Here is a 21,419-nt window from a genome sequence, read left to right as displayed (position 1 = left end):
CGGCAGGATAACGCTGCCGCACGCAAAACACCTCCGCGTCTCCGCGTGAACGTCCTGCTTCTAGAACACCGCCTTCGCTTCGGGTTCGCCCATCATCTGCTGGCGGACCAGCGGGATGGCGGGGCCGCCGTAGCTCAGGAACTGGTCGTGGAACGCCTTCCACGCCTTGCGTCCGCCGCGGGAGGCGGTCCAGTCGTCGCGCAGCTTGCGGATCATCAGCTTGCCGAGCGTATAATTGAGATAGGCGGGGTCGTAGGTGCCCCGTGCCGCCTGCTGGCGCGAATTGCCCTCATCCTGATAGCATTGCTCGCGGAACATCTGCAGGCTCTGCTCCTGCGTCATCCCCCGCGCATGCAGGCCGATCGCCGACAGGAACCGGCAGTCGCGCAACAGGGCGTTGCTGATCTGGCCGATATGCGTCTCGGCATCGCCCTTGTTGAGCCCCGCCTCCCACATCATCTCCTCGGCATAATGCGCCCAGCCCTCGGCGAAGGCGTAGCCGACGAAGATCCGGCCGAACATCGATTTCGACCGGTTGGCGTGCAGGAACTGGAGGAAATGCCCCGGCATCACCTCGTGGATCGAGGTGAACAGCAGATCCTTCTTGCCGGGCACGAAGGCATCGCGCGTCTTCTGGTCCCACGACGGGTCGGACGGCGAGATGTAATAGACCGACGGGATGTTCGTCTCATACGGCCCGGCAGGATCGATATAGGCGGAATTCTGCCGGTTGTAGGGCGGGCTTTCCTCGACCTTCGCCTCTTCGGTGCCGGGGATCGAGACGAGGTCGTTCTTCACCACGAACGCGCGCAGCGTCGGGATCTGGCGGCGTGCCTCGGCGACCGGGCCGTCGGCGGCCTTGTTCGCGTTCATTTTGTCGATGCATTCGGGGATCGTCTTGCCCTTGGCGAACAGCTTGCACGCCGCCGCGAGCGCGTCCTGATTGCGCTTCAGGTCGGCGCGGCCCGCGGCCTCGAGCGCATCGAGCGAAGTGTCGACGCCCTCGGTCGCGCGCACCATCCGCTGGAAGCGGTCCGCGCCGAGCGCGAAGTCGCCGGTGGCGGTCGCCCGCTGGCTCGCCAGCCATGTACCGAGGTCGCGCATCGCGCCGCTCGCCGCGGTGGCGGCCTGCGTCAACTGGTCCTGCAGCGCCGGATCGGCGACGCCCGCGAACGCCTTCTTCGCATCGCCGACGTAATAATCGGCGAAGCCGTTGAAGCCCGCCACGCCGTAATCGACGTACGACCGCGGCATCGGCGTCTTCAGATTGGCGCGGATGTTCCCCGCCGCCGCCGGCACGCGTTGCAGGAAGGCGATCAGCGCCTTCATCCGGGTCGGCGCGTCGGCATAAGGCCGGGCGATATAGACGTTGGGATCGAGCCCGCCGCCGACGTAATAAGCGGGATTGCCGTGCGGCTGGTCGGCATCGTCGAGCCAGAACAATTTCCCCTCGGCGACGCGGATCAGGTAATCGCGCTCGAACCGCTCGTCGGGCTTGAGGTCGGCGTCGCCGAACGCGCGGGCGCGGTCGATCGCCTGATGCAGGAATTCCGACTGACGCTTCAGCCCCGCCGCGCTCCAGTCCGGCAATTGCCCGTCGAAGTCGTGGCGGCCCTGATAGACGGCATTGGCGGGGTCGAGCTTGAACCAGCCCTCGACGAAGCCATCGCGGAACTGCGCCCAGTTGCTCGGCCGGGCCGGGGTGGCGGCGGCGGCCGGCGCGGCCTCGTTCGATGCGGCCGGCTTGCTTGGCGAACAGCCTGCCGCGGCCATGGCCAGCAGCGACGCCGTCAGGATGATACGCATGTCCTACTCCTCGATTCGATCTTGCCGCCGATGCTGGCAGCCGCGCCGCCGGAATGCCACCCCGCCCCGAGCCCCCATGCGACCCGGCAAGGAACGGCCGTCCGCCGTCATCGTTGACGCAAGGCAAACGCCTGCAAGGACTTACCATCATGCCTTATGTCAAAACCCGCGACGGCACCGACCTGTACGTCAAGGACTGGGGGTCGGGGCGCCCGGTGATCCTGCTGCACGGCTGGCCGCTCTCCGCCGACAGCTGGGACCCGCAGATGATGGCGCTGGCCGATGCGGGCTTCCGTGCCATCGCCTATGACCGGCGCGGCTTCGGGCGGTCGGGCCAGCCGTGGAGCGGCTATGATTATGACACGCTCGCCGACGACCTCGCCGATGTCATGGCGGCGACCGGTGCGGACAGCGACGCGGCGATCGTCGGCTTCTCGATGGGCGGCGGTGAGGTCGCGCGCTACATGAGCCGCCACGGCGGCAAGGGCGTGGTCGCCGCCGGGCTGGTCGCCTCGGTGGTGCCGTACATGCTGAAGACCGAGGACAATCCCTACGGCACGCCCGAAGAGACGCTGGCCGGGATCGGGGAATCGATTCAGAAGGATCGCGCGCATTTCTTCCGCGATACCTTCTTCAAGCAGTTCTTCGGTGTCGGCGTCATCAGCCATCCGGTCAGCGACGACGTGCTCGACTGGGCGACGACGACCGCGATGCAGGCGGGGCTGAAGCCGACGCTCGCCTGCGCGCAGGCGTTCGGCCACACCGATTTCCGGCCCGATCTCGGCGCCTTTTCGGTGCCGACGCTCATCATCCACGGCACCGACGACGCGACGGTGCCGATCGATGCTGCCGGGCGCGCGGCGTCGGTGGGCATCGCGAACAGCCAGCTGGTCGAATATGACGGCGCGCCGCACGGCCTGTTCGCCACCCATGGCGACCGGCTGACCAGCGACCTGCTCACCTTCCTCGGACGATAGGGAAAGGCGGCTGGCATCTTGGCCGCCGCGTGATTAGTCAGACCCGCGGGTGCCGCCAGAGCGCCCGCGGTTTTGAGTCGAGGATGCGTGATGACCGATCCAGAAATCTATCCGATCAGCGGCGACTGGACCAACGCCAGCCTCGATCCGAAGCGCTATGTCGAGCTGTACGAGGCGGCGGCGAGCAACCCGGGCGGCTTCTGGCTCGATCAGGCGACCAAGCGGCTCGACTGGATCACGGAACCGACGATCGCCGGGGACTGGTCGTTCGCCAAGGCCGACTTCCACATCAAATGGTTCGAGGACGGCACGCTCAACGTCGCCGCCAATTGCCTCGACCGCCATCTCGCCAAGCATGGCGATACCGTCGCGATCATCTGGGAACCGGACGAACCGGGTGAGGAGGCGCGCCATATCACCTATCGCGAATTGCATGCCGAGGTCTGCCGCTTCGCCAACGTGCTGAAGGGTCAGGGCGTCGTGAAGGGCGACCGCGTCACCCTTTACATGCCGATGATCCCCGAGGCGGCCTATGCGGCGCTCGCCTGCGCGCGGATCGGTGCGGTTCATTCGGTGGTGTTCGGCGGCTTTTCTGCGGACGCGCTCGCCGGCCGGATCGAGGATTGCGGGTCGAAGATCGTCGTCACCGCCGACGAGGGCCGCCGCGGCGGCAAGCGGATCAAGCTGAAGGCGTGCGTCGACGAGGCCGCGGTGCGCGCGCCGGGGCTGGAAAAGGTGATCGTCGTCAGGGCGACCGGCGCCGACGTTCCGATGGGGGAGCGCGACGTCTGGTATCATGACGCCGCCGCGGGCGTCGCCGCCGATTGCCCGGCCGAGCCGATGGCGGCGGAGGACCCGCTGTTCATCCTCTACACCAGCGGATCGACGGGCAAGCCAAAGGGCGTGCTGCACACCTCCGCGGGCTATCTGCTATGGGCGGATTTCACCTTCAAGACCGCGTTCGACTATAAACCCGGCCAGATTTTCTGGTGCGCCGCCGATATCGGCTGGGTCACGGGGCACACCTATATCCTTTACGGCCCGCTTTCGAACGGCGCGACGACGGTGATGTTCGAAGGGCTGCCGACCTCGCCCGACGCCAGCCGGATCTGGCAGGTCGTCGACCGGCACAAGGTCAACATTCTGTTCACCGCCCCGACCGCGCTGCGCGCGCTGATGAAGGAAGGCGACGAGTATGTCCGCCGGACCGACCGGTCGTCGCTGACGCTGCTGGGCTCGGTCGGCGAACCGATCAATCCGGAGGCGTGGCGCTGGTATCACGACGTCGTCGGCGGCGGGCGCGCACCGATCGTCGATGCGTGGTGGCAGACCGAGACGGGCGGCATCATGATCGCGCCCGTGCCGGGCGCCGTGCCGATGAAGCCGGGTTCCGCATCGAAGCCGATGCCGGGCGTCGCGCCGCAACTGGTCGACGATCAGGGCAGCGTGCTGGTCGGCGCGGCGCAGGGCAATCTGTGCATCACGCAGAGCTGGCCTGGCCAGATGCGCGGCGTCTGGGGCGACGAGGAGCGGTTCTTCCAGACCTATTTCACCACCTATGAGGGAAAATACTTTACCGGCGACGGCTGCCGCCGCGACGCGGACGGCTATTACTGGATCACCGGCCGGGTCGACGACGTCATCAACGTGTCGGGCCATCGCATGGGCACGGCCGAGGTCGAAAGCGCGCTGGTGCTGCACGAGGCGGTGGCGGAGGCCGCGGTCGTCGGCATGTCCCACGACGTCAAGGGCCAGGGCATCTACGCCTATGTGACGCTCAACGCGGGTCGCGACGGTTCGGACGATCTGCGCAAGGCGCTGGTCGGCTGGGTGCGGCAGGAGATCGGTCCGATCGCCACGCCCGACAAGCTGCAGTTCGCGCCGGGCCTGCCCAAGACGCGATCGGGCAAGATCATGCGCCGCATCCTGCGCAAGATCGCCGAGAACGACGTCGCCAGTCTCGGCGATACGTCGACGCTCGCCGATCCGGCGGTGGTCGACGATCTGGTCGCGAATCGGGTGATCTAGGCGTCCGCTCCCTTGAAGGACGAGGCGCATAGCGGCTAGGCACGCGGCGTATCTTCCGGGGGGACGCACGCGCATGACCATCGCAAGCAGGCTGGGCTGGATCGTCCTCGCGCTGATCGGCGCGGGGGCGCTTGCCGTGATCGCGACCGCGCGGGGCGAGGCGATCAGCGCGATCTGGATCGTCGTCGCGGCGGTTTCGGTCTATCTGATCGCCTACCGCTTCTATGCGCTCTACCTCGCCAAGGTCGTGGTCGGGATAGATCCCGCCCGCCCCACGCCCGCCGCGCGCCATCCCGACGGGCTCGACTTCGTCCCGACCGACCGCCGCGTGCTGTTCGGTCACCATTTCGCCGCCATCGCCGGCGCGGGGCCGCTGGTCGGACCGGTGCTCGCCGCGCAGATGGGCTATCTGCCCGGCATGCTGTGGCTGCTCGCCGGCGTCGTGCTCGCCGGCGCGGTGCAGGACTTCATGGTGCTGTTCCTGTCGATGCGCCGCGACGGGCGTTCGCTCGGCGAACTGATCCGGATGGAGATGGGGGCGGTGCCGGGGACGATCGCGCTGTTCGGCGCGTTCATGATTATGGTCATCATCCTCGCGGTGCTCTCGCTGATCGTCGTGCGGGCGCTGGCGGACAGCCCGTGGGGCATGTTCACCGTCGCCGCGACGATCCCGCTGGCGCTGTTCATGGGCGCCTACACCCGCTGGATCAGGCCGGGGCGGATCGGCGAGGTGTCGCTGCTCGGCCTCGTCGGGCTGATCCTCGCCATCGTCTACGGACAGGATATCGCCGCGTCGGCGACATGGGCGCCGTGGTTCACCTACACGCCGGTGCAATTGTGCTGGATCCTGATCGGTTATGGCGCGATCGCCTCGCTGCTGCCCGTATGGCTGCTGCTCGCGCCGCGCGACTATCTGTCGACCTTCCTCAAGATCGGCGCGATCGCGGCGCTGGCGATCGGCATCGTCATCGTCGCACCGCCGATGCGGATGCCCGCGCTGACCCGCTTCGTCGACGGCAGCGGCCCGGTCTGGTCGGGATCGCTGTTCCCGTTCCTGTTCATCACCATCGCCTGCGGCGCGGTGTCGGGCTTCCACGCGCTCATCGCCAGCGGCACTACGCCCAAGCTGATCGCGAGCGAGGGCGATGCCCGCTTCATCGGCTATGGCGCTATGCTGATGGAAAGCTTCGTCGCGATCATGGCGCTGGTCGGCGCGTCGATCATCGATCCGGGCATCTATTTCGCGATGAACAGCCCGGCGGCGATCGTCGGCACCGACCCCGCCAGCGCCGCCGCGGCGGTGACCGCGATGGGCTTTCCGATCACCGCCGATACGATCGCGGCGACGGCAACGGATGTCGGCGAAACGACGATCATCAGCCGCGCGGGCGGCGCGCCGACGCTGGCCGTCGGCATGGCGCATATCTTCAGCAACCTGATCGGCGGGCGCGCGATGATGGCCTTCTGGTATCATTTCGCGATCCTGTTCGAGGCTTTGTTCATCCTCACCGCGGTCGATGCCGGCACGCGCGCGGGCCGCTTCATGCTGCAGGACCTGATCGGGCTGGCGGTGCCGGGCTTCCGCAACGCGACCTCGTTGGTGCCGGGGCTGGTCGGCACCGCGCTGTGCGTCGCGGCCTGGGGGTTCTTCCTGTATCAAGGCGTCACCGATCCGCTGGGGGGCGTGAACACGCTCTGGCCGCTGTTCGGCATCTCGAACCAGATGCTCGCCGCGGTCGCGCTGGTGCTGGCGACGGTCGTGCTGTTCCGGATGAAGCGCGAACGTTATGCCTGGGTGACGATCCTGCCCGCATCGTGGCTGGTCCTGTGCACCGTGATGGCCAGCCTCATGAAGCTGTTCTCCACCGACCCGCGCGTCGGCTTCCTCGCGCACGCCAGTCGTTTTTCAGAGGCGGCGGCGCGGGGCGAGGTGCTGGCGCCGGCGAAGTCGCTCGGCGAAATGGGCCGGGTGGTGATGAACGACCGGATCGACGCGGCCCTCTGCGCGCTGTTCCTGGGCGTGGTGGTGTCGATCATCGGTTACGGCATCCGCACCTGCCTGATCGCGCGGCGTCTCGACGGGCCGAGCGCGAGCGAGATCCCGGCGCTGGCGGTGGCGGCGGAATGAGCGTCGCGGGCCTCTGGCATGGTCTCGCCGCGACGGGTCGGCTGATGGTCGGCGTGCCGTCCTACCGCACCTATGTCGAGCATATGGCGGCGACGCACCCGGACCAGCCGGTGATGAGCGAGGCAGCGTTCTTCAGGAACCGGCAGGAGGCGCGATACGGCGGGCGCAACGGCGGGCGTTGCTGCTGACGCGCAGCGCACGGGACGACAGTGACGCCGGGCGGATCAGCCCAGCAGCAGGAACGTCATCGCGCAGATCGACAGCGCCGCGCCGCTCGCCGCGCACAGCATGCCGAACCCGCATTGGCACAAGGTCGGCTGATACCGGTCCATAGCACCTCTCCTCTATCTACCGCTCTGTCGGCGGCGAAGGAGAGGCTAACACAGGCCGATCCGGATGCAACAGTTATTGGGGCCGATCCGACCGTTCCTGCTCGTCGAGCGCTGCCAGCATCCGCGTCATCATGCCCGACAAGGCGGCCTGCTCTCCGGCATCGAGCACCCCGAAGACGCCGTCGATCAGCCCCTGCCGCAGCGGCTCGGTCTCGCCGATGACGCGTCGGCCCGATTCGGTGATCGACACGCGCTTCACGCGTCGATCGTGCGCATCCGGCGCACGCACGACCAGTCCGTCCCGCTCCAGCCCGTCGATCGCCTCCGTCACCGTGCGCGGCGCATTGTCGAAAAATTCGGCGATGTCCGCGGCCCGCGCAGGCCCGCGGCGATCGAGGAAGAGCAGCAGCTTGGTCCGCGCCAGCGAGGCACCCTGATCCGCCATCCGGCGGTTCATCAGGCGGTGCATCCGCAGGAAGAGGCTGAAAACGCTGGAGGCGAGCTGATCGGGTGCGGACATATGTGAGGACCCTCATTAAATGGTCTTGCACTATGCTGCAAGTGCGAGCATCTACGCCTGCATTCCTGACCGATGAAGATGAAGCGCATGGCCGAACACGAGCAACAGCCGGACGATCGCAGCGAGGCGACCGACGATTCGCCGGCCAAGGCATCGCGGCTGAAGAAGCGAAGGGTCCGCCTCGTCCTGCTGCTGGTGCTTGCCGCGGCGGTGATCGGCGGGGTGCTGTGGTATGTCCGCTATCAGAGCGTCGGCAAGTTCATGCAGGGCACCGACGACGCCTATATCCAGGCGGATGCGGTGACCATCTCGCCCAAGGTGTCGGGCTATGTCGACGCGGTCTTCGTCGCCGACAACCAGCAGGTGAAGGCCGGCGATCCGCTGCTCCGCATCGACGCGCGCGACTATCACGCGCAGGCGGCGCAGGTCGAGGCGCAGATCGACGTCGCCCGCGCCAATGCCGATGGCGTCCGGGCGCAGATTCGCGAACAGCAGGCCGCGATCGACAAGGCGCGGTCCGACCTTTCCGCGGCACGCAGCGACGCCGCCTTCGCCCATGCCGAGGTGATCCGCTACCAGCCGCTCGCCGCGTCGGGCGCCGAAACCCGCGAGAAGCTGTCGCAGCTCGTCAATCAGGCGCGTCAGGCGGACGCGCAGGTCGCCGCCGCCAGCGCGGCGCTGACCAGCGCCACCCGCCGCGTCGGCACGCTGCAGGCGCAGGTCGCGCAGGCGCAGGCGCAGGGCAAGGCCAGCCGCGCGCAGCTCGACGCCGCGCAGGTCAACGTCGGCGCCACCGTCCTGCGCGCCAGCATCGACGGCCGCGTCGGCGACAAGACGGCGCGGATCGGCCAGTTCGTTCAGGCCGGCACCCGGCTGATGTCGGTCGTCCCGGTCCAGCAAATCTATATCGAGGCCAATTTCAAGGAAACCCAGCTCGGCCTGATGCGCGTCGGCCAGCCGGTGACGCTGGAGGTCGATGCGCTGCCCGGCGTCGAGATCCGCGGCCATGTCGAGAGCGTCTCGCCCGGCACCGGTGCGCAATTCTCGCTGTTGCCGCCGCAGAATGCGACCGGCAACTTCACCAAGATCGTCCAGCGCGTGCCCGTCCGCATCGCACTCGATGCCGGGCCGGAGACGCGCAAGCTGCTCGTTCCGGGCATGTCGGTCGACGTCACCGTCGACACCCGCTCCGCCAAGGGATCGGTGCAGCGGATCAAGGACGAGCAGGAACAGCATAACGAGCGGCGCGCCCGATGAGCGCGGCGGCGGCCCCGGCCGGCCGCGGTGCCGCGACGGCCCATGCCGCGCCGCCGGAAAAGGCGGACCTCGGCGCGTGGCTCGCGGTCGCCGCAGGCAGCCTCGGCGCGCTGATGGCGACGCTCGACATCTCGATCGTCAATTCGGCACTGCCGGTGATCCAGGGCGAGATCGGCGCCAGCGGCACCGAGGGCACCTGGATCGCGACCTCCTATCTGGTCGCGGAGATCATCATCATCCCGCTCGCCGCCTGGCTGGAGCGGGTGCTGGGGCTGCGCACCTTCCTGCTGATCGCCTCGGTGCTGTTCACCGCCTTTTCGGTGGTCTGCGGCCTGTCGACGACGCTGACGATGATGATTATCGGCCGCGCCGGCCAGGGCATCACCGGCGGCGCGCTGATTCCGACCGCGATGACGATCATCGCGACGCGATTGCCGCGGTCGCAGCAGCCGATCGGCACCGCGCTGTTCGGCGTCACCGCGATCCTCGGCCCGGTGATGGGGCCGCTGATCGGCGGCTACCTGACCGAGAACGTCAGCTGGCATTACGCCTTCTTCCTCAACATTCCCGTCGGTGCGGTCCTGCTCGTGCTGCTGCTCGTCGGCCTGCCGCACCAGAAGGCTCATCTGGGCGAACTGCTGAAGGCGGACTGGCTCGGCATCGCCGGACTGGCGCTCGGCCTCGGCGGCCTGACCGTCGTGCTCGAGGAGGGGCAGCGCGAGCAATGGTTCCAGTCGGCGACGATCATCAAGCTGACCGTGCTGACCGTGTTCGGCCTCGGCATGCTGTTCGCGGGGCAGTTCATCGCGGAGAAGCCGGTGGTGAAGCTGCGCCTGCTGCTCGACCGCCAGTTCGGCAGCGTCGCGATCATGGGACTGGTGCTCGGCATGGTGCTGTACGGCAGCAGCTACGTCATCCCCCAGTTCCTCGCGGCGATCGCCGATTACAATGCGCTGCAATCGGGCAAGGTCGTGCTGCTCAGCGGCATCCCCAGCCTGTTGATGATGCCGCTGGTGCCGCTGATGATCCGGCACCTCGATATCCGCGTCGCGGTCGGATCGGGCCTGCTGCTGATGGCGATGAGCTGTCATCTCGACACCACGCTGACCGCCGAATCGGTCGGCAGCGCCTTCACCGATTCGCAGCTGCTGCGCGGCGTCGGTACGATCCTCGGCTTCGTCTTCCTCAACCAGGCGGCGATCGCCTCGGTCCGGCCGGAGGAAGCGGGCGATGCCGCCGGGCTGTTCAGCGCCGCGCGCAACATCGGCGGGTCGTTTGCGCTGGCCGGGATCGCGACCCTGCAGGACCAGCGCAGCTATCTGCACAGCCGCCGCATCGACGAGGTGCTCAACGCCAATTCGGTCGCGGTGCAGGATTATGTCGCGGGCATGGCGCAGTCGCTCGGCAGCACCGCGACCGCGCTGCAATCGCTCGGCGGCACGATCCAGCGCGAGGCGCTGGTGATGACCTATAACGACCTGTTCTGGCTCCTGTCGGTCGGCATCTGCTGTGTCGTGCCGCTCGTCCTGTTCCTCCGCCCGCTGCCGCAGGGCGGCCCCGTGGCGATGCATTGAGGCGATGATGCGTACCCTCCCCCTCCTCTCCCTCGCCCTGCTTCTCGGGGCATGCACCGTCGGCCCGAACTATGCGGGGCCGCCGCAGACGCTGTCCGCCACGCCCGGCAAAAGCGGCTTCGTCCGCGGCGGCCGGAGCGCCGGTCCCGCCGCACCGGGGGTCGCCGACTGGTGGACGCAGCTCAACGATGCGACGCTGAACGACCTCGAAGGCCGCGCGCTCGCCGCTAATCCGAACATCGCGGTCGCGCAGGCGCGGCTGCGGCAGGCGCGCGCCTCGCTGCGGCTGGAGCGCGCCAACCAGGCCCCCAGCGCCAATGCGTCGGCGACCTATCTGCACGCCCGCGTGCCCGGGCTCGACCTCGGCAACACGCAAACCACCGGCGACACCGGCGCCAGCGCGGTCGACGTCTACAATCTCGGCTTCGACGCGAGCTGGGAGGTCGACCTGTTCGGCGGTCGCCGTCGCTCCGTCGAGGCGACGCGCGCGCAGGCGCAGGCGGCGGAGGCGAATGTCGCCGATGCGCAGGTGAGCCTGACCGCGGAGGTCGCGCAAGCCTATGTCAATCTGCGCGACCGGCAGCGGCGCATCGATCTGGCGCGGCGATCGGCACAGATGCAGCAGCAGATGCTGACGCTGACCCGGCAGCGCTTCGATCGCGGGGCCGCCTCGGCGCTCGATGTCGAGCGGTTGAGCGGACAGGTGGAGGCGACCAATGGACAGATCGTGCCGCTGCAGGCGGAACTGGAGTCCTATCTCGACGCGCTCGCCGTGCTGACCGGCGCAGAGCCCGGGACGCTGGATACGATGCTCGCCACCGCGACGCCGGTCCCGTTACCCCCGGCGCAGGTCGCGGTCGGCGATCCGGCCGCATTGTTGCAGCGACGGCCCGACATCCGCGCGGCGGAGCGGCAGCTCGCGCAACGCACCGCGCAGGTCGGCGTCGCCGATGCGGCACGCTTCCCGCGGCTCAACATCCTCGGGCTGATCGGACTGGGCGGCACGCAGCTGTCGGACATCAGCCCGGACAAGCTGCTCGGGGTGGCGGCGCCGATGCTGCAATGGAACTTCCTCGATTTCGGCCGCAACCGGGCCCGCATCGATCAGGCCGAGGGGCAGCGCGACGAAGCGGAGGCGCAATATCGGGGCGCGGTGCTGAGCGCGTTGCGCGATGCCGAGGATGCGCTGTCGCGCTTCGGCCATCGCCGCGAGACGGTCGCCAGCCTGATGCGCAGCAAGGCGAGCGCCGACCGCGCCGCGGCGCTGATGCAGCAGCGCTTCCGCGCCGGCACCGCGACGCTGATCGACACGCTGGATGCCGAGCGCAGCCGGGTCGCCGCCGACCAGAACCTCTCGTCGGGCGTCGCCGGGCTGACCGGGGACTACGTCGCGCTGCAAAAGGCGCTGGGACTGGGATGGAGCGCGCCGCAGGCCGTGGCGACGCCGTGAACGCGAACTGCTGACGCCCCAAGGAATGATGTTCGCGTAAGGCATTGATCGCGCCTCCACATTCTGGAATGGCCTTTCAGTGCGTCGTGCCCGTCGCCTGAGGAAGTGTGCCGATGAGCATCGTTGTCCGGACCTTGTCGGAGCAGGTCTTCGCGATCGTGCGCGAGCGCATCGTCGACGGGTCGATCCGCCCCGAGGCCGCGATCCGTCAGGATGCGTTGGCGGCCGAACTGGGGGTCAGCAAGATCCCGCTGCGCGAGGCGCTCGCCCGGCTGGAGCATGAAGGGCTGATCCAGGGGCAGGCCAATCGCGGCTATTCGGTGCTGCCGCTGTCGGCGGCGCAGGCGGACGAGATCTACGGATTGCGCCTCGCGATCGAGCCGGCCGCCGCAGCGGCGGGCGCTGCCAGCGCCGACGACGCCGCGCACCGCCATGCCGAGGCGGCGCTGGCCGCGCTGGAGGACGCACGCGACAGCACCGCCAGCGAGATCGCGGTGCGTCACCGCCAGTTCCACCTCGCGCTGGTACGGCCCGCCGGGCGGCCGCTGACCACCGACCTCGTCGAGCGGCTGGCGATGCTCGCCGAACGCTATGTCATCGCCCATATGCAGCCCGACGGCCGCTATGCCCGCGCCGACCGCGAGCATCGCGACATGCTGGACAGCTGGATCGCGGGTGATGCCGGCGCGGTGGAGCAGGCGATGATCCGGCATCTCGCCTCGACCCGCGCCGACCTTCAGGCGGAATTGCGCGGCGGCTGACGGTGCCGCCCGGGGCGGATTTTTCGGAAAGCCGGATACCGCCGGATCGTCATCGCGGCATCGTATCGCCGCGGAAGATAAATGGTCGGGGCGACAGGATTCGAACCTGCGACCCCCACACCCCCAGTGTGATGCGCTACCAGGCTGCGCTACGCCCCGACCGACGGGACCGTCGGCCAAGCGGCCATCGATCCCGGAGCGGGGCCTGTAGGCGGGTCGGTGCGGCGATGCAAGCCGCCTTTGCATGCGGCGCGTCGGGCCGGCCGTTCGCAGCGTCGCGGCGTTGCGCGAAACCCCAAGCGATGCTAGCGCGCGGCGCTTCAGGTGCGGGGGGATTTCTCCTGCCGATCAGCCATGCACGGATCAGATGTTCATCTCCCCAGCCTATGCCCAGACCGCGGGCGGCGCCGCCGAAGCCGGCGGGTTCGCCTCGCTCATCAGCTTCGCACCGCTGCTGCTCATCTTCATCGTCTTCTACTTCCTGATGATTCGCCCGCAGCAGAGCCGCATGAAGGCATTGCAGGCGGCGGTCGCCGCGGTGAAGAAGGGTGACAGCGTCGTCACCGCCGGCGGCATCATCGGCCGCGTGACCAAGGTGGAGGACACGATCGTCGAGGTCGAGATCGCGCTCAACACGCGAATCCGCGTGGTCAAGGCGACGATCGCCGAGGTGACCAGCCCCAATTCGAAACCGGCGAACGACTGATGCTGGACTTTCCGCGTTGGAAGGTGGCGTCGATCTGGGCGGTGCTGGCGGTGCTGTGCGCGCTGGCGATCCCGACGTTCCTGCCTGAATCGATGACGGCCAACTGGCCGTTCCAGCCGTCCCGCGTCAACAAGGGCCTCGACCTTGCCGGCGGCAGCTATCTGATGCTGGAAGCCGATACGCAGGATCTCGCGAACACGCGGATCGAGGCGTTGCGCGAGCAGATCCAGGGGACGATGCGCAACGGCACGCCGCGGATCCTGATCGGCGACATCTCGACGCGCAACAACCAGATCAGCTTCATGCTGCGCGATCCCAGCCAGGTGGACGCGGCGCGCGAGCGGCTGCTCGGCATCACCGGCGGCGGTGCCGGCATGACCGGCCAGCGCGAATGGGACATCCAGGTCGTGGATTCGAGCCGCTTCGTGCTCAGCCCGACGCAGGCCGGGATGAACGAGGCGATCAAGACCGCGATGGAGGACGCGACCGACGTCGTCCGTCGCCGCATCGACGAACTCGGCACGCGCGAGCCGACGATCGTCCGCCAGGGCGACAACCGCATCCTCGTGCAGGTGCCGGGTCTCCAGAACCCGCAGGCGCTGAAAGACCTGCTCGGCAAGACCGCGCGGCTGGAATTCAAGCTGGTCGACACGACCGCGACCAATCCCGCCGACCTCGTGAAGGGCATTGCCCCGATCGGCAGCCAGGTGCTTCCCTATCCCGGCAATCCGTCGGGCATCCCCTTCATCGCGGTAAAGCGCTCGGTCATCATCTCAGGCGACCAGCTCGCCGATTCGCGGCAGGCGTTCGATCAGCAGACCAACCAGCCGAACGTGCAGATCACGTTCAATGCGGTCGGCGGCAACCGCTTCGCGCGGGTGACGCAGCAGAACACCGGCAAGCCGTTCGCGATGATCGTCGACAACAAGGTGATCTCGGCCCCGAACATCAACGAGCCGATCCTCGGCGGCAACGCGGTCATCAACGGCGGCTTCACCGTCGAGAGCGCCAACCAGCTGGCGATCGCGCTGCGGTCGGGCAAGCTGCCCGTCGCGCTGAAGGTGATCGAGGAATCGACCGTCGGTCCCGACCTTGGCGCCGATTCGATCCGCGCCGGCATCCTGGCGTGTTCCGTCGCGGTGGCGCTGGTCATCGCCTTCATGTTCGTGACCTATGGCCGCTTCGGGCTCTATGCGAACCTCGCTGTCGTCATCAACGTGTTCGTGATCCTGGGCGTGCTCGCGCTCATCAAGGGTACGCTGACGCTGCCCGGCATCGCCGGCTTCGTGCTGACGATCGGCACCGCGGTGGACGCCAACGTGCTCATCAACGAACGCATCCGCGAAGAACGTCGCCGTGGCCGCTCCGTCGTCCAGGCAGTCGAACTCGGCTACAAGGAAGCCAGCCGCACCATCTTCGAAGCCAATATGACGCATGCCATTTCGGGCATCATCATGTTCATCCTGGGCTCCGGCCCGGTGAAGGGCTTCGCCGTCGTGCTGCTGATCGGCATCGTCACCTCGGTCTTCACCGCCGTCACGTTCACGCGCATGCTCGTCGCGCAGTGGATCCGGCGCGAGAAGCCCAAGACGATCAACATCTGAGGCGAAAGGCCAAGACATGCGCCTCCTGAAAATCGTACCCGATCACACCAATATCGACTTCGTTTCGCTGCGCGGCTGGGCCTTCGGGCTCACCCTGCTGCTCAGCCTGCTCGCGGTCGGACTGACCGGCGTGAAGGGCCTCAATTTCGGCGTCGACTTCGTCGGCGGCCTGATGATCGAGGAAAAGTTCGCCAGCCCGCCCGATCAGGACAAGGTCCGCTCGGTCGTCGACAGCCTCGGCGTCGGCGAGGCCGCGCTCCAGCAGCAGGGCGGCCCCCAGACCCTGGTCATCCGCCTGCCCGTGCAGGAGGGCGCCGACGAGGGCGCGACCAACGCCGTCGTCAAGAAGGTGGAGACGGCGCTGGGGCAGGCCTTTCCCGGCGCGACGTTCAGCCGCTATTCGACGGTGTCGGGCAAGGTGTCGGGCGAGCTGATCCGCAACGGCGTGCTCGCGGTCGTGCTCGCGGTGCTCGGCATCGGCCTGTTCGCGATCGTGCGGTTCGAATGGCAGTTCGGCGTCTCCACCATCGTCGCGATCGTCCACGATCTGCTGATGACGGTCGGCTTCTTCGCGCTGACGCAGTTCGAATTCGACCTCAACATCGTCGCCGCGGTGCTGACCATCATCGGCTATTCGATCAACGACAAGATCGTCATCGACGATCGCATCCGCGAGAACATGCGCCGCTATCGCAAGATGGAGATGCGCGAGATCATCAACCTGTCGGTCAACGAGACGCTGCCGCGCACGGTCATGACCTCGGTCACGATCCTGCTCGCGCTGGTCGCGATGCTGGCGCTGGGCGGCCATGTGCTGCGCGGCTTCACCGCCGCGATGATCCTCGGCATCGTCGTCGGCACCTATTCGTCGATCTACGTCTCGTCGTCGCTGCTCATCACGCTCGGCCTGCGTGCCGAGCCGGAGGGCATCGACAAGCCGCGCCGGGGCGGCGTCGACAATGCCGAGCGCGTCGGCCCGCGGGAGGGCTGACGCGATGCGGATGGAGCGGGAGCAGCAGGCCGGCGGACCGATCGTCCGTGGCTTCGCCGGCAACGGCTTTCGCGTCGATGACGAACGGGTCTATCGCGCATTGCTGCTGACGCCCGAAACGGCGGCGGAATGGACGCCGCCGCCACTCGATGCGCTGACCGAAGCGGCCTTGCAGTCGCTGATCGATCTGGCGCCCGAATTCGTACTGATCGGCACCGGTGCGGCGCTGGTGCGCCCGCCGGTCGCATTGGTGCGCGCGCTGGAGGATCGGGAGATCGGCGTCGAGGCGATGGACAGCCGTGCCGCCGCCCGCGCCTGGGGCGTGCTGCGCGGCGAGGGCCGCGTCATCGGTGCCGCGCTCTACCCTCTCGACGCCTGACCCCGGCGCACCGTCCTGCGGCGACCCCGCGCGACCAGCCCGGTGAGATGATCGACCAGCGCCGCGCGATTGGCCTCCCACGTGAACGAGGCCGCCGTGGCGCGCACCGCTTCGGGCAAGGGCGGGTTGGCGAGCACTTCGGCGATGCCCACCGCGATATTCGCCGGGTTGCTCGCGACGATTCGCCCCGCATCGCGCGTTCGGACCACCTCGCGCGCACCGCCGGCATCCGAGATGACGATCGGCGTACCGCAGGCCAGCGCCTCCAGCCACGCATTGGCGAGCCCCTCCGACGTCGAGGCAAGCGCCATCACGTCGGCGGCGCCGATGATCGCCGGCAGGTCCGCATGCGGGATGCCGCCGAGCAGGCGCACGCGATCCGCGACGCCGAGTTCCGCTGCCAGCGCAGCCAGCCGGGCGCGCTCCGGCCCGCTGCCGGCGATCGCCAGCGTCGTGCCGGGCAACGCCGCGACCGCACGCAGGACGAGATGATGCGCCTTGCGCGGGATCAGGCCGCCAAGCGACAGCACCAGCGGCCCGGTGATGCCCAAAGCGGCCTTTGCGGCGCGGCGATCCACCGGCCGGAAGCGATCCAGGTCGACGCCGGTATGATGGACGCGGATGCGCTCGTGCGGGATGCCGATCGACGCCATGTCGGCGCGCATCGCCGCGCTGACCGCGAGCACGCCGTCCGCCGCCTGCCCTGCCGCGACGACCTGCGCCGCGGTCGGACCGGTCGTCCCCCAATATTGGATGTCGGCACCGCGCGCCTTGATCGACACCGGCACGCCATACCGCGCACCGAGCGCCACCGCGGCGGGACCATCGGGAAAGAAGAAGGAGGCATCGATCACGTCGAACGGGAAATCGCGGCGGATCGAATCGAGCAGCGGTTCGAGCGCGCGGAGCAGGTGATGGACGTGCCACCGCCCGCCGACGCCCGGAATGCTGGTGAAGCGAGGCCGGAACACGTCCAGCCCGCGCCACGTCTCGCGTGCCGGCAGCGACAGTTTTTCGGCGTGCTGGATCAGCGCGAGCGGGCCGGGCGGCAGGCCGATCGGCGCCACCACCCTGACCTCGACGCCCGCCGTCGCGGCAAGGCCGGCGGTCTGCCGTTCGACGAAGATGCCGAAATTGGGCCGCGTCGCGTCCGGGAACAGGGAAGAGAGCGTCAGGACCCGAAGCATGCGCGGATACGCTAATGCTTCGGGGTTAACGCATCCTCTCCCGGGGGGTCAGATTCGCCGGGTCCCCGGATAGGCGAACAGCAGGTCGGCGTCGGCGCTCGTCGTCACCGTCTCGCTGCCGGTGACGGTGACGCATTCGCCCGCCCTGAACGCGACGCCGGCGACCTCGCCCGACCCGCTGATCGGGACCAGCCATCCGGTCTGGCCATCGGCGAGCGCGACGTCGCGCGTCCCGCCCGTCCAGCGCTCCAGCACGAACTTCGGCCCCTCGACCAGGATGTCGCGCCCCTCGCCTGCCGGACCCGGCGAGGTGATCGGCTGATAGGGGGTCAGGTGCGACACCGCGACTCCGTCATCGAGGTGCAATTCACGATCGCTGCCGTAATCGTAGAGGCGGTAGGTCGTCTCCGAATTCTGCTGCACCTCGATCAGCGTCAGCCCGGCGCCGATCGCGTGGATCGTGCCTGACGGCGCATAATAGAAATCGTCGACCTTGATCGGCACCCAGTCGAGGTCGGCCTCGATCGAGCCGTCCTGCGCATCGGCGCGGAGCTGTTCGGCGGTCATCGGCGCCTTCGGCCCCAGCGCGATCGTCGAATCGGGTCGCGCCGCCAGGATCGTCCAGCATTCGTCCTTGCCGCGCGGCAGGCCGCGGGCATGCGCCTGTTCGTCGTCGGGATGGACCTGCACCGACAGCTTCTGGCCGGTGAAGAGATATTTGATGAGCAGGTCGGGCGTCGTGTCGCCCGGTTCCTGGAACCAGATCTCGCCCACCGGCTCGCCGTCCTTCGGCGCATCCTCGAACCCGAAGCCCAGGTCGTGCCGGCCCCACGGCTTTTCGACGCGATGGGTGTGGAGCAACGTAGCAGGCATGCGGGTCCTTTCGTGATCGAAACCAGTGAGCGCCAACGTGCGACGGAAGGGATTGTTCGCAAGGCCGGGCTTACGCTAAGAGCCTTAGCCGATGCGTACCCCACAGTCCAAGGCGCTTGCCGCAGCGCTGATCGCCGTCCTCGCGCTTCCCATCGCGGGCTGCGCCCGCAATCGCGCGAAATCCGACCTGCCCTATGTCGCCCGCGACGTCGGCACGCTCTATTCGACCGCGCGCAAGCGGCTCGATCAGGCGCGGTACAAGGAGGCGGCGGTGCTGTTCGACGAGGTCGAGCGCCAGCATCCCTATTCGGTCTGGGCCCGCCGCGCGCAGCTGATGAGCGCGTTCAGCTATTACCTCAATCGCGACTATACCGAGAGCATCCAGTCGGCGCAGCGCTTCCTGTCGGTCCATCCGGGCAACCGCGACGCGCCGTACGCCTATTACCTCGTCGCGCTCAGCTATTACGAACAGATCCGCGACGTCACGCGCGACCAGAAGATCACGCTGCAGGCGCTGAATGCGCTCGGCGAGCTGACCCGCCGCTATCCGAACACGCGCTATGCCTCCGACGCGCGGCTGAAGATCGACCTCGTCAACGATCACCTCGCCGGCAAGGAGATGGAAATCGGTCGCTTCTACGAGACGCGCGGCCAGTGGCTGTCGGCGACGCTGCGCTTCCGCACCGTCATCGACAAATATCAGACGACCACCCACACGCCCGAGGCGCTGATGCGCCTGACCGAGAGCTATCTGTCGCTCGGCCTGCCCGACGAGGCGCAGAAAGCGACCGCGGTGCTCGGCGCGAACTATCCCGGCACGCCGTGGTACGATCAGGCGTACAAGCTGATGCAGAAGCATCCGCCGCAGGCCGTCGCGCCGGTTCCGCCCGGGCAGCAGATCGTGCCGGTCGGTACGCCGGGCGCACAGACGCTGTCGCTGCCGGGGCAGTCCGGCACGGCGACGCCCAAGGCGGAAGCGCCCGCGCCGCCGACCCCGGTCGCGCCGAGCGGCGGCACCACCGGCGCGCCGGTACCGACGACGGAAACGCCGACGACCTGACGAAACGGGCCGGCGCGTCCGCACTTTCGCGCGGAAACAGAACATTTAAGGATCAACATCGCCGCAAGGCACGCTATACCGGCGGCGATGCTGACTGCGCTGTCCATTCGCGATGTGGTGCTGATCGAGGCGCTCGATCTGGAATTCGGAGCGGGGCTCGACGTGCTGACCGGCGAGACCGGTGCGGGCAAGTCGATCCTGCTCGATGCGCTGGGCCTCGCGCTCGGCGGTCGCGGCGAGACCGGTCTGGTCCGCCACGGCGCGACTCAGGCGGTCGTCACCGCCACTTTCGATCCTCCGACCGGCCCGCTCGCCGCGGTGCTCGACGACAATGGCGTCGAGATCGAGCCCGGCGAACCGCTGCTCATCCGCCGGATCGTCAAGGCGGATGGCGGCAGTCGCGGCTTCGTCAACAACCAGCCCGCCGGGGCCGCGCTGTTGCGCGAGATGGCGCCGATGCTCGTCGAGATCCACGGCCAGCACGACGATCGCGGCCTGCTCAACCCACGCGGACATCGCGCGCTGCTCGATGCGTTCGGCCGCGTTGATCCGGGCGACACCGCCCGGGCCTGGGCGACGTATCGTGCGGCCGAGGCGCAACTCGCCACCGTGCAGGCGGAGATCGAAACCGCGGCGCGCGATCGCGAATGGCTGGAACATGCGGTCGGCGAACTCACCGCGCTCGCCGCCGAGCCCGGCGAGGAAGAGGCGCTTGCCGACAAGCGTCGCGGCATGCAGCGCGCCGAGAAGGTCGCCGACGATCTCGCCGCAATCGATACGTATCTGGAAGGGTCCGACGGCGGCCTCGCCCGCTTGCGCCAGGCCGCGCGGGTGCTGGAGCGGGTCGCGGGTGACCATGCCGCGCTGGCGGAGGCGCTGGCGGCGATCGACCGCGCGGTGATCGAGGCATCGGCGGCGGAGGACCAACTGGCCGAGGCGCGTCGCGACCTCGCCTTCGATCCCCGCGCGCTGGAGGATGACGAGGCGCGATTGTTCGAATTGCGCGGGATGGCGCGCAAGCACCGCGTCCAGCCGGACGATCTCACGGCGCTGACCGAAGACCTACGCACGAAGCTCGAACGGCTCGATGCGGGCGAGGACGGCATCGCCCTGCTCGAAACCGCCGTCGCCGCGGCGCGCGCCGATTACGATGCCGCGGCGGACGTGCTGTCGCTGCGCCGCCATGCCGCCGCCGAGAGACTCGACGCGGCGGTCGCGGGGGAGCTGGCGCCGCTGAAGCTCGATGCCGCGCGGTTCCGGACCGTGGTCGTCACCGCGCCGCGGGACGGCTGGTCGTCGCACGGCAAGGACCGCGTCGAGTTCGAGATCGCGACCAACCCCGGCGCGCCGTTCGCGCCGCTCGCCAAGATCGCGTCGGGCGGCGAGCTGTCGCGCTTCATCCTCGCGCTCAAGGTGGCGCTGGCCGAAGAAGGCGGCGCGGCGACGATGATCTTCGACGAGATCGACCGCGGCGTCGGCGGTGCGGTCGCCAGCGCGATCGGCGAACGGCTCGCGCGCCTCGCGGAGCATACCCAGTTGCTCGTCGTCACCCATTCGCCGCAGGTCGCGGCGCGCGGTGCCGAGCATCTGCTGATCGCCAAGAGCCACGACGGCACTGTCACCCGCACCGGCGTCCGCGTCCTCGGCGAGGCGGAACGCCGCGAGGAGATCGCCCGCATGCTGTCGGGGGCGACGGTGACCGACGAGGCGCGTGCGCAGGCGGAACGGTTGCTGGAGACGGCGTAAGCCGGGCGCTGCCCCCCTCCCGATCGCCCCGTCGCCCGGA

18 protein-coding genes and 1 tRNA gene are annotated in these 21,419 nt (G+C 68.5%); 14 read left to right on the top strand and 5 right to left on the bottom strand.

The window, feature by feature from the left end; genetic code table 11:
• Nucleotides 1-60: 60 nt before the first annotated feature.
• Nucleotides 61-1,806, bottom strand: coding sequence for a DUF885 domain-containing protein (locus B2515_RS14730; protein WP_293877534.1), 1,746 nt, complete (start codon nucleotides 1,804-1,806; stop codon nucleotides 61-63).
• A gap of 149 nt (nucleotides 1,807-1,955) precedes the next feature.
• On the opposite strand from B2515_RS14730, the gene B2515_RS14725 reads away from it, so the two are divergent.
• The 4 genes from B2515_RS14725 to B2515_RS14710 all read left to right on the top strand — a co-directional run bounded on the left by B2515_RS14725 (nucleotide 1,956) and on the right by B2515_RS14710 (nucleotide 7,127).
• Entirely contained in the window at nucleotides 1,956-2,783 is an 828-nt protein-coding gene (locus B2515_RS14725; RefSeq protein WP_293877532.1) for an alpha/beta fold hydrolase, read from the top strand.
• 90 nt (nucleotides 2,784-2,873) lie between these two features.
• On the top strand, nucleotides 2,874-4,811 hold the full coding sequence (acs, locus tag B2515_RS14720; protein ID WP_293877530.1) for an acetate--CoA ligase: 1,938 nt from the start codon (nucleotides 2,874-2,876) through the stop codon (nucleotides 4,809-4,811).
• Between the two features lie 73 nt (nucleotides 4,812-4,884).
• Nucleotides 4,885-6,939 carry a carbon starvation CstA family protein gene (locus B2515_RS14715; protein ID WP_293877528.1) on the top strand — a complete coding sequence of 685 codons (2,055 nt, stop codon included), beginning with the start codon at nucleotides 4,885-4,887 and terminating at the stop codon, nucleotides 6,937-6,939.
• Entirely contained in the window at nucleotides 6,936-7,127 is a 192-nt protein-coding gene (locus B2515_RS14710) for a YbdD/YjiX family protein (protein ID WP_293877526.1), read from the top strand. The genes B2515_RS14715 and B2515_RS14710 overlap by 4 nt, the downstream gene beginning before the upstream one ends.
• A 217-nt stretch (nucleotides 7,128-7,344) precedes the next feature.
• On the opposite strand, the gene B2515_RS14705 is transcribed toward B2515_RS14710, so the two are convergent.
• Entirely contained in the window at nucleotides 7,345-7,791 is a 447-nt protein-coding gene (locus B2515_RS14705; RefSeq protein ID WP_293877524.1) for a MarR family winged helix-turn-helix transcriptional regulator, read from the bottom strand.
• A 78-nt stretch (nucleotides 7,792-7,869) separates the two neighbouring features.
• Between B2515_RS14705 and B2515_RS14700 the strand changes: the two genes are divergently transcribed.
• The 4 genes from B2515_RS14700 to B2515_RS14685 all read left to right on the top strand — a co-directional run bounded on the left by B2515_RS14700 (nucleotide 7,870) and on the right by B2515_RS14685 (nucleotide 12,833).
• Nucleotides 7,870-9,048, top strand: coding sequence for an HlyD family secretion protein (locus B2515_RS14700; RefSeq protein WP_414711410.1), 1,179 nt, complete (start codon nucleotides 7,870-7,872; stop codon nucleotides 9,046-9,048).
• Complete coding sequence (locus B2515_RS14695; RefSeq protein WP_293877523.1) at nucleotides 9,045-10,622, top strand: MDR family MFS transporter; 1,578 nt, start codon at nucleotides 9,045-9,047, stop codon at nucleotides 10,620-10,622. Before B2515_RS14700 ends, B2515_RS14695 begins: the two co-directional genes overlap by 4 nt.
• Nucleotides 10,623-10,629: 7 nt before the next feature.
• The gene (locus B2515_RS14690) at nucleotides 10,630-12,072 is read left to right on the top strand and encodes an efflux transporter outer membrane subunit (RefSeq protein ID WP_293877522.1); all 1,443 of its coding nucleotides are present in this window, start codon (nucleotides 10,630-10,632) and stop codon (nucleotides 12,070-12,072) included.
• Nucleotides 12,073-12,185: 113 nt separating this feature from the next.
• On the top strand, nucleotides 12,186-12,833 hold the full coding sequence (locus tag B2515_RS14685) for a GntR family transcriptional regulator (protein ID WP_293877520.1): 648 nt from the start codon (nucleotides 12,186-12,188) through the stop codon (nucleotides 12,831-12,833).
• Nucleotides 12,834-12,915: 82 nt separating this feature from the next.
• Here B2515_RS14685 and B2515_RS14680 read toward each other — a convergent pair.
• A tRNA-Pro gene (locus tag B2515_RS14680) sits at nucleotides 12,916-12,992 on the bottom strand.
• A gap of 208 nt (nucleotides 12,993-13,200) precedes the next feature.
• Between B2515_RS14680 and yajC the strand changes: the two genes are divergently transcribed.
• The 4 genes from yajC to B2515_RS14660 are packed head-to-tail and all read left to right on the top strand — an operon-like array spanning nucleotide 13,201 to nucleotide 16,513.
• Nucleotides 13,201-13,539, top strand: coding sequence for a preprotein translocase subunit YajC (yajC, locus tag B2515_RS14675; RefSeq protein ID WP_293877518.1), 339 nt, complete (start codon nucleotides 13,201-13,203; stop codon nucleotides 13,537-13,539).
• Nucleotides 13,539-15,143 (top strand): protein translocase subunit SecD, encoded by a 1,605-nt coding sequence (gene secD, locus B2515_RS14670; RefSeq protein ID WP_293877516.1) that lies wholly within the window; start codon nucleotides 13,539-13,541, stop codon nucleotides 15,141-15,143. Before yajC ends, secD begins: the two co-directional genes overlap by 1 nt.
• Nucleotides 15,144-15,159: 16 nt before the next feature.
• On the top strand, nucleotides 15,160-16,134 hold the full coding sequence (gene secF, locus B2515_RS14665; RefSeq protein WP_293877514.1) for a protein translocase subunit SecF: 975 nt from the start codon (nucleotides 15,160-15,162) through the stop codon (nucleotides 16,132-16,134).
• A gap of 10 nt (nucleotides 16,135-16,144) precedes the next feature.
• Complete coding sequence (locus B2515_RS14660; RefSeq protein ID WP_293877665.1) at nucleotides 16,145-16,513, top strand: Mth938-like domain-containing protein; 369 nt, start codon at nucleotides 16,145-16,147, stop codon at nucleotides 16,511-16,513.
• Here the strand turns inward: B2515_RS14660 and B2515_RS14655 are convergent.
• Together B2515_RS14655 and B2515_RS14650 are read right to left on the bottom strand one after the other, a co-directional pair.
• On the bottom strand, nucleotides 16,495-17,700 hold the full coding sequence (locus B2515_RS14655; protein WP_293877512.1) for a glycosyltransferase: 1,206 nt from the start codon (nucleotides 17,698-17,700) through the stop codon (nucleotides 16,495-16,497). The genes B2515_RS14660 and B2515_RS14655 overlap by 19 nt on opposite strands.
• Nucleotides 17,701-17,748: 48 nt before the next feature.
• The gene (locus tag B2515_RS14650; RefSeq protein ID WP_293877510.1) at nucleotides 17,749-18,573 is read right to left on the bottom strand and encodes a class I mannose-6-phosphate isomerase; all 825 of its coding nucleotides are present in this window, start codon (nucleotides 18,571-18,573) and stop codon (nucleotides 17,749-17,751) included.
• A gap of 91 nt (nucleotides 18,574-18,664) precedes the next feature.
• Between B2515_RS14650 and B2515_RS14645 the strand changes: the two genes are divergently transcribed.
• Nucleotides 18,665-19,633 carry an outer membrane protein assembly factor BamD gene (locus tag B2515_RS14645; RefSeq protein ID WP_293877508.1) on the top strand — a complete coding sequence of 323 codons (969 nt, stop codon included), beginning with the start codon at nucleotides 18,665-18,667 and terminating at the stop codon, nucleotides 19,631-19,633.
• 87 nt (nucleotides 19,634-19,720) lie between these two features.
• Nucleotides 19,721-21,379, top strand: a complete 1,659-nt coding sequence (gene recN, locus B2515_RS14640; protein WP_293877506.1) for a DNA repair protein RecN — start codon at nucleotides 19,721-19,723, stop codon at nucleotides 21,377-21,379.
• Nucleotides 21,380-21,419: the final 40 nt, after the last annotated feature.

Origin of the sequence: Sphingomonas sp. UBA978 (assembly GCF_002292295.1) — a bacterium.
Classification (GTDB): Bacteria; Pseudomonadota; Alphaproteobacteria; order Sphingomonadales; family Sphingomonadaceae; genus Sphingomonas.
Note: the sequence above shows the minus strand (reverse complement) of the source record. Positions and strands in the feature narration are given on the sequence as shown.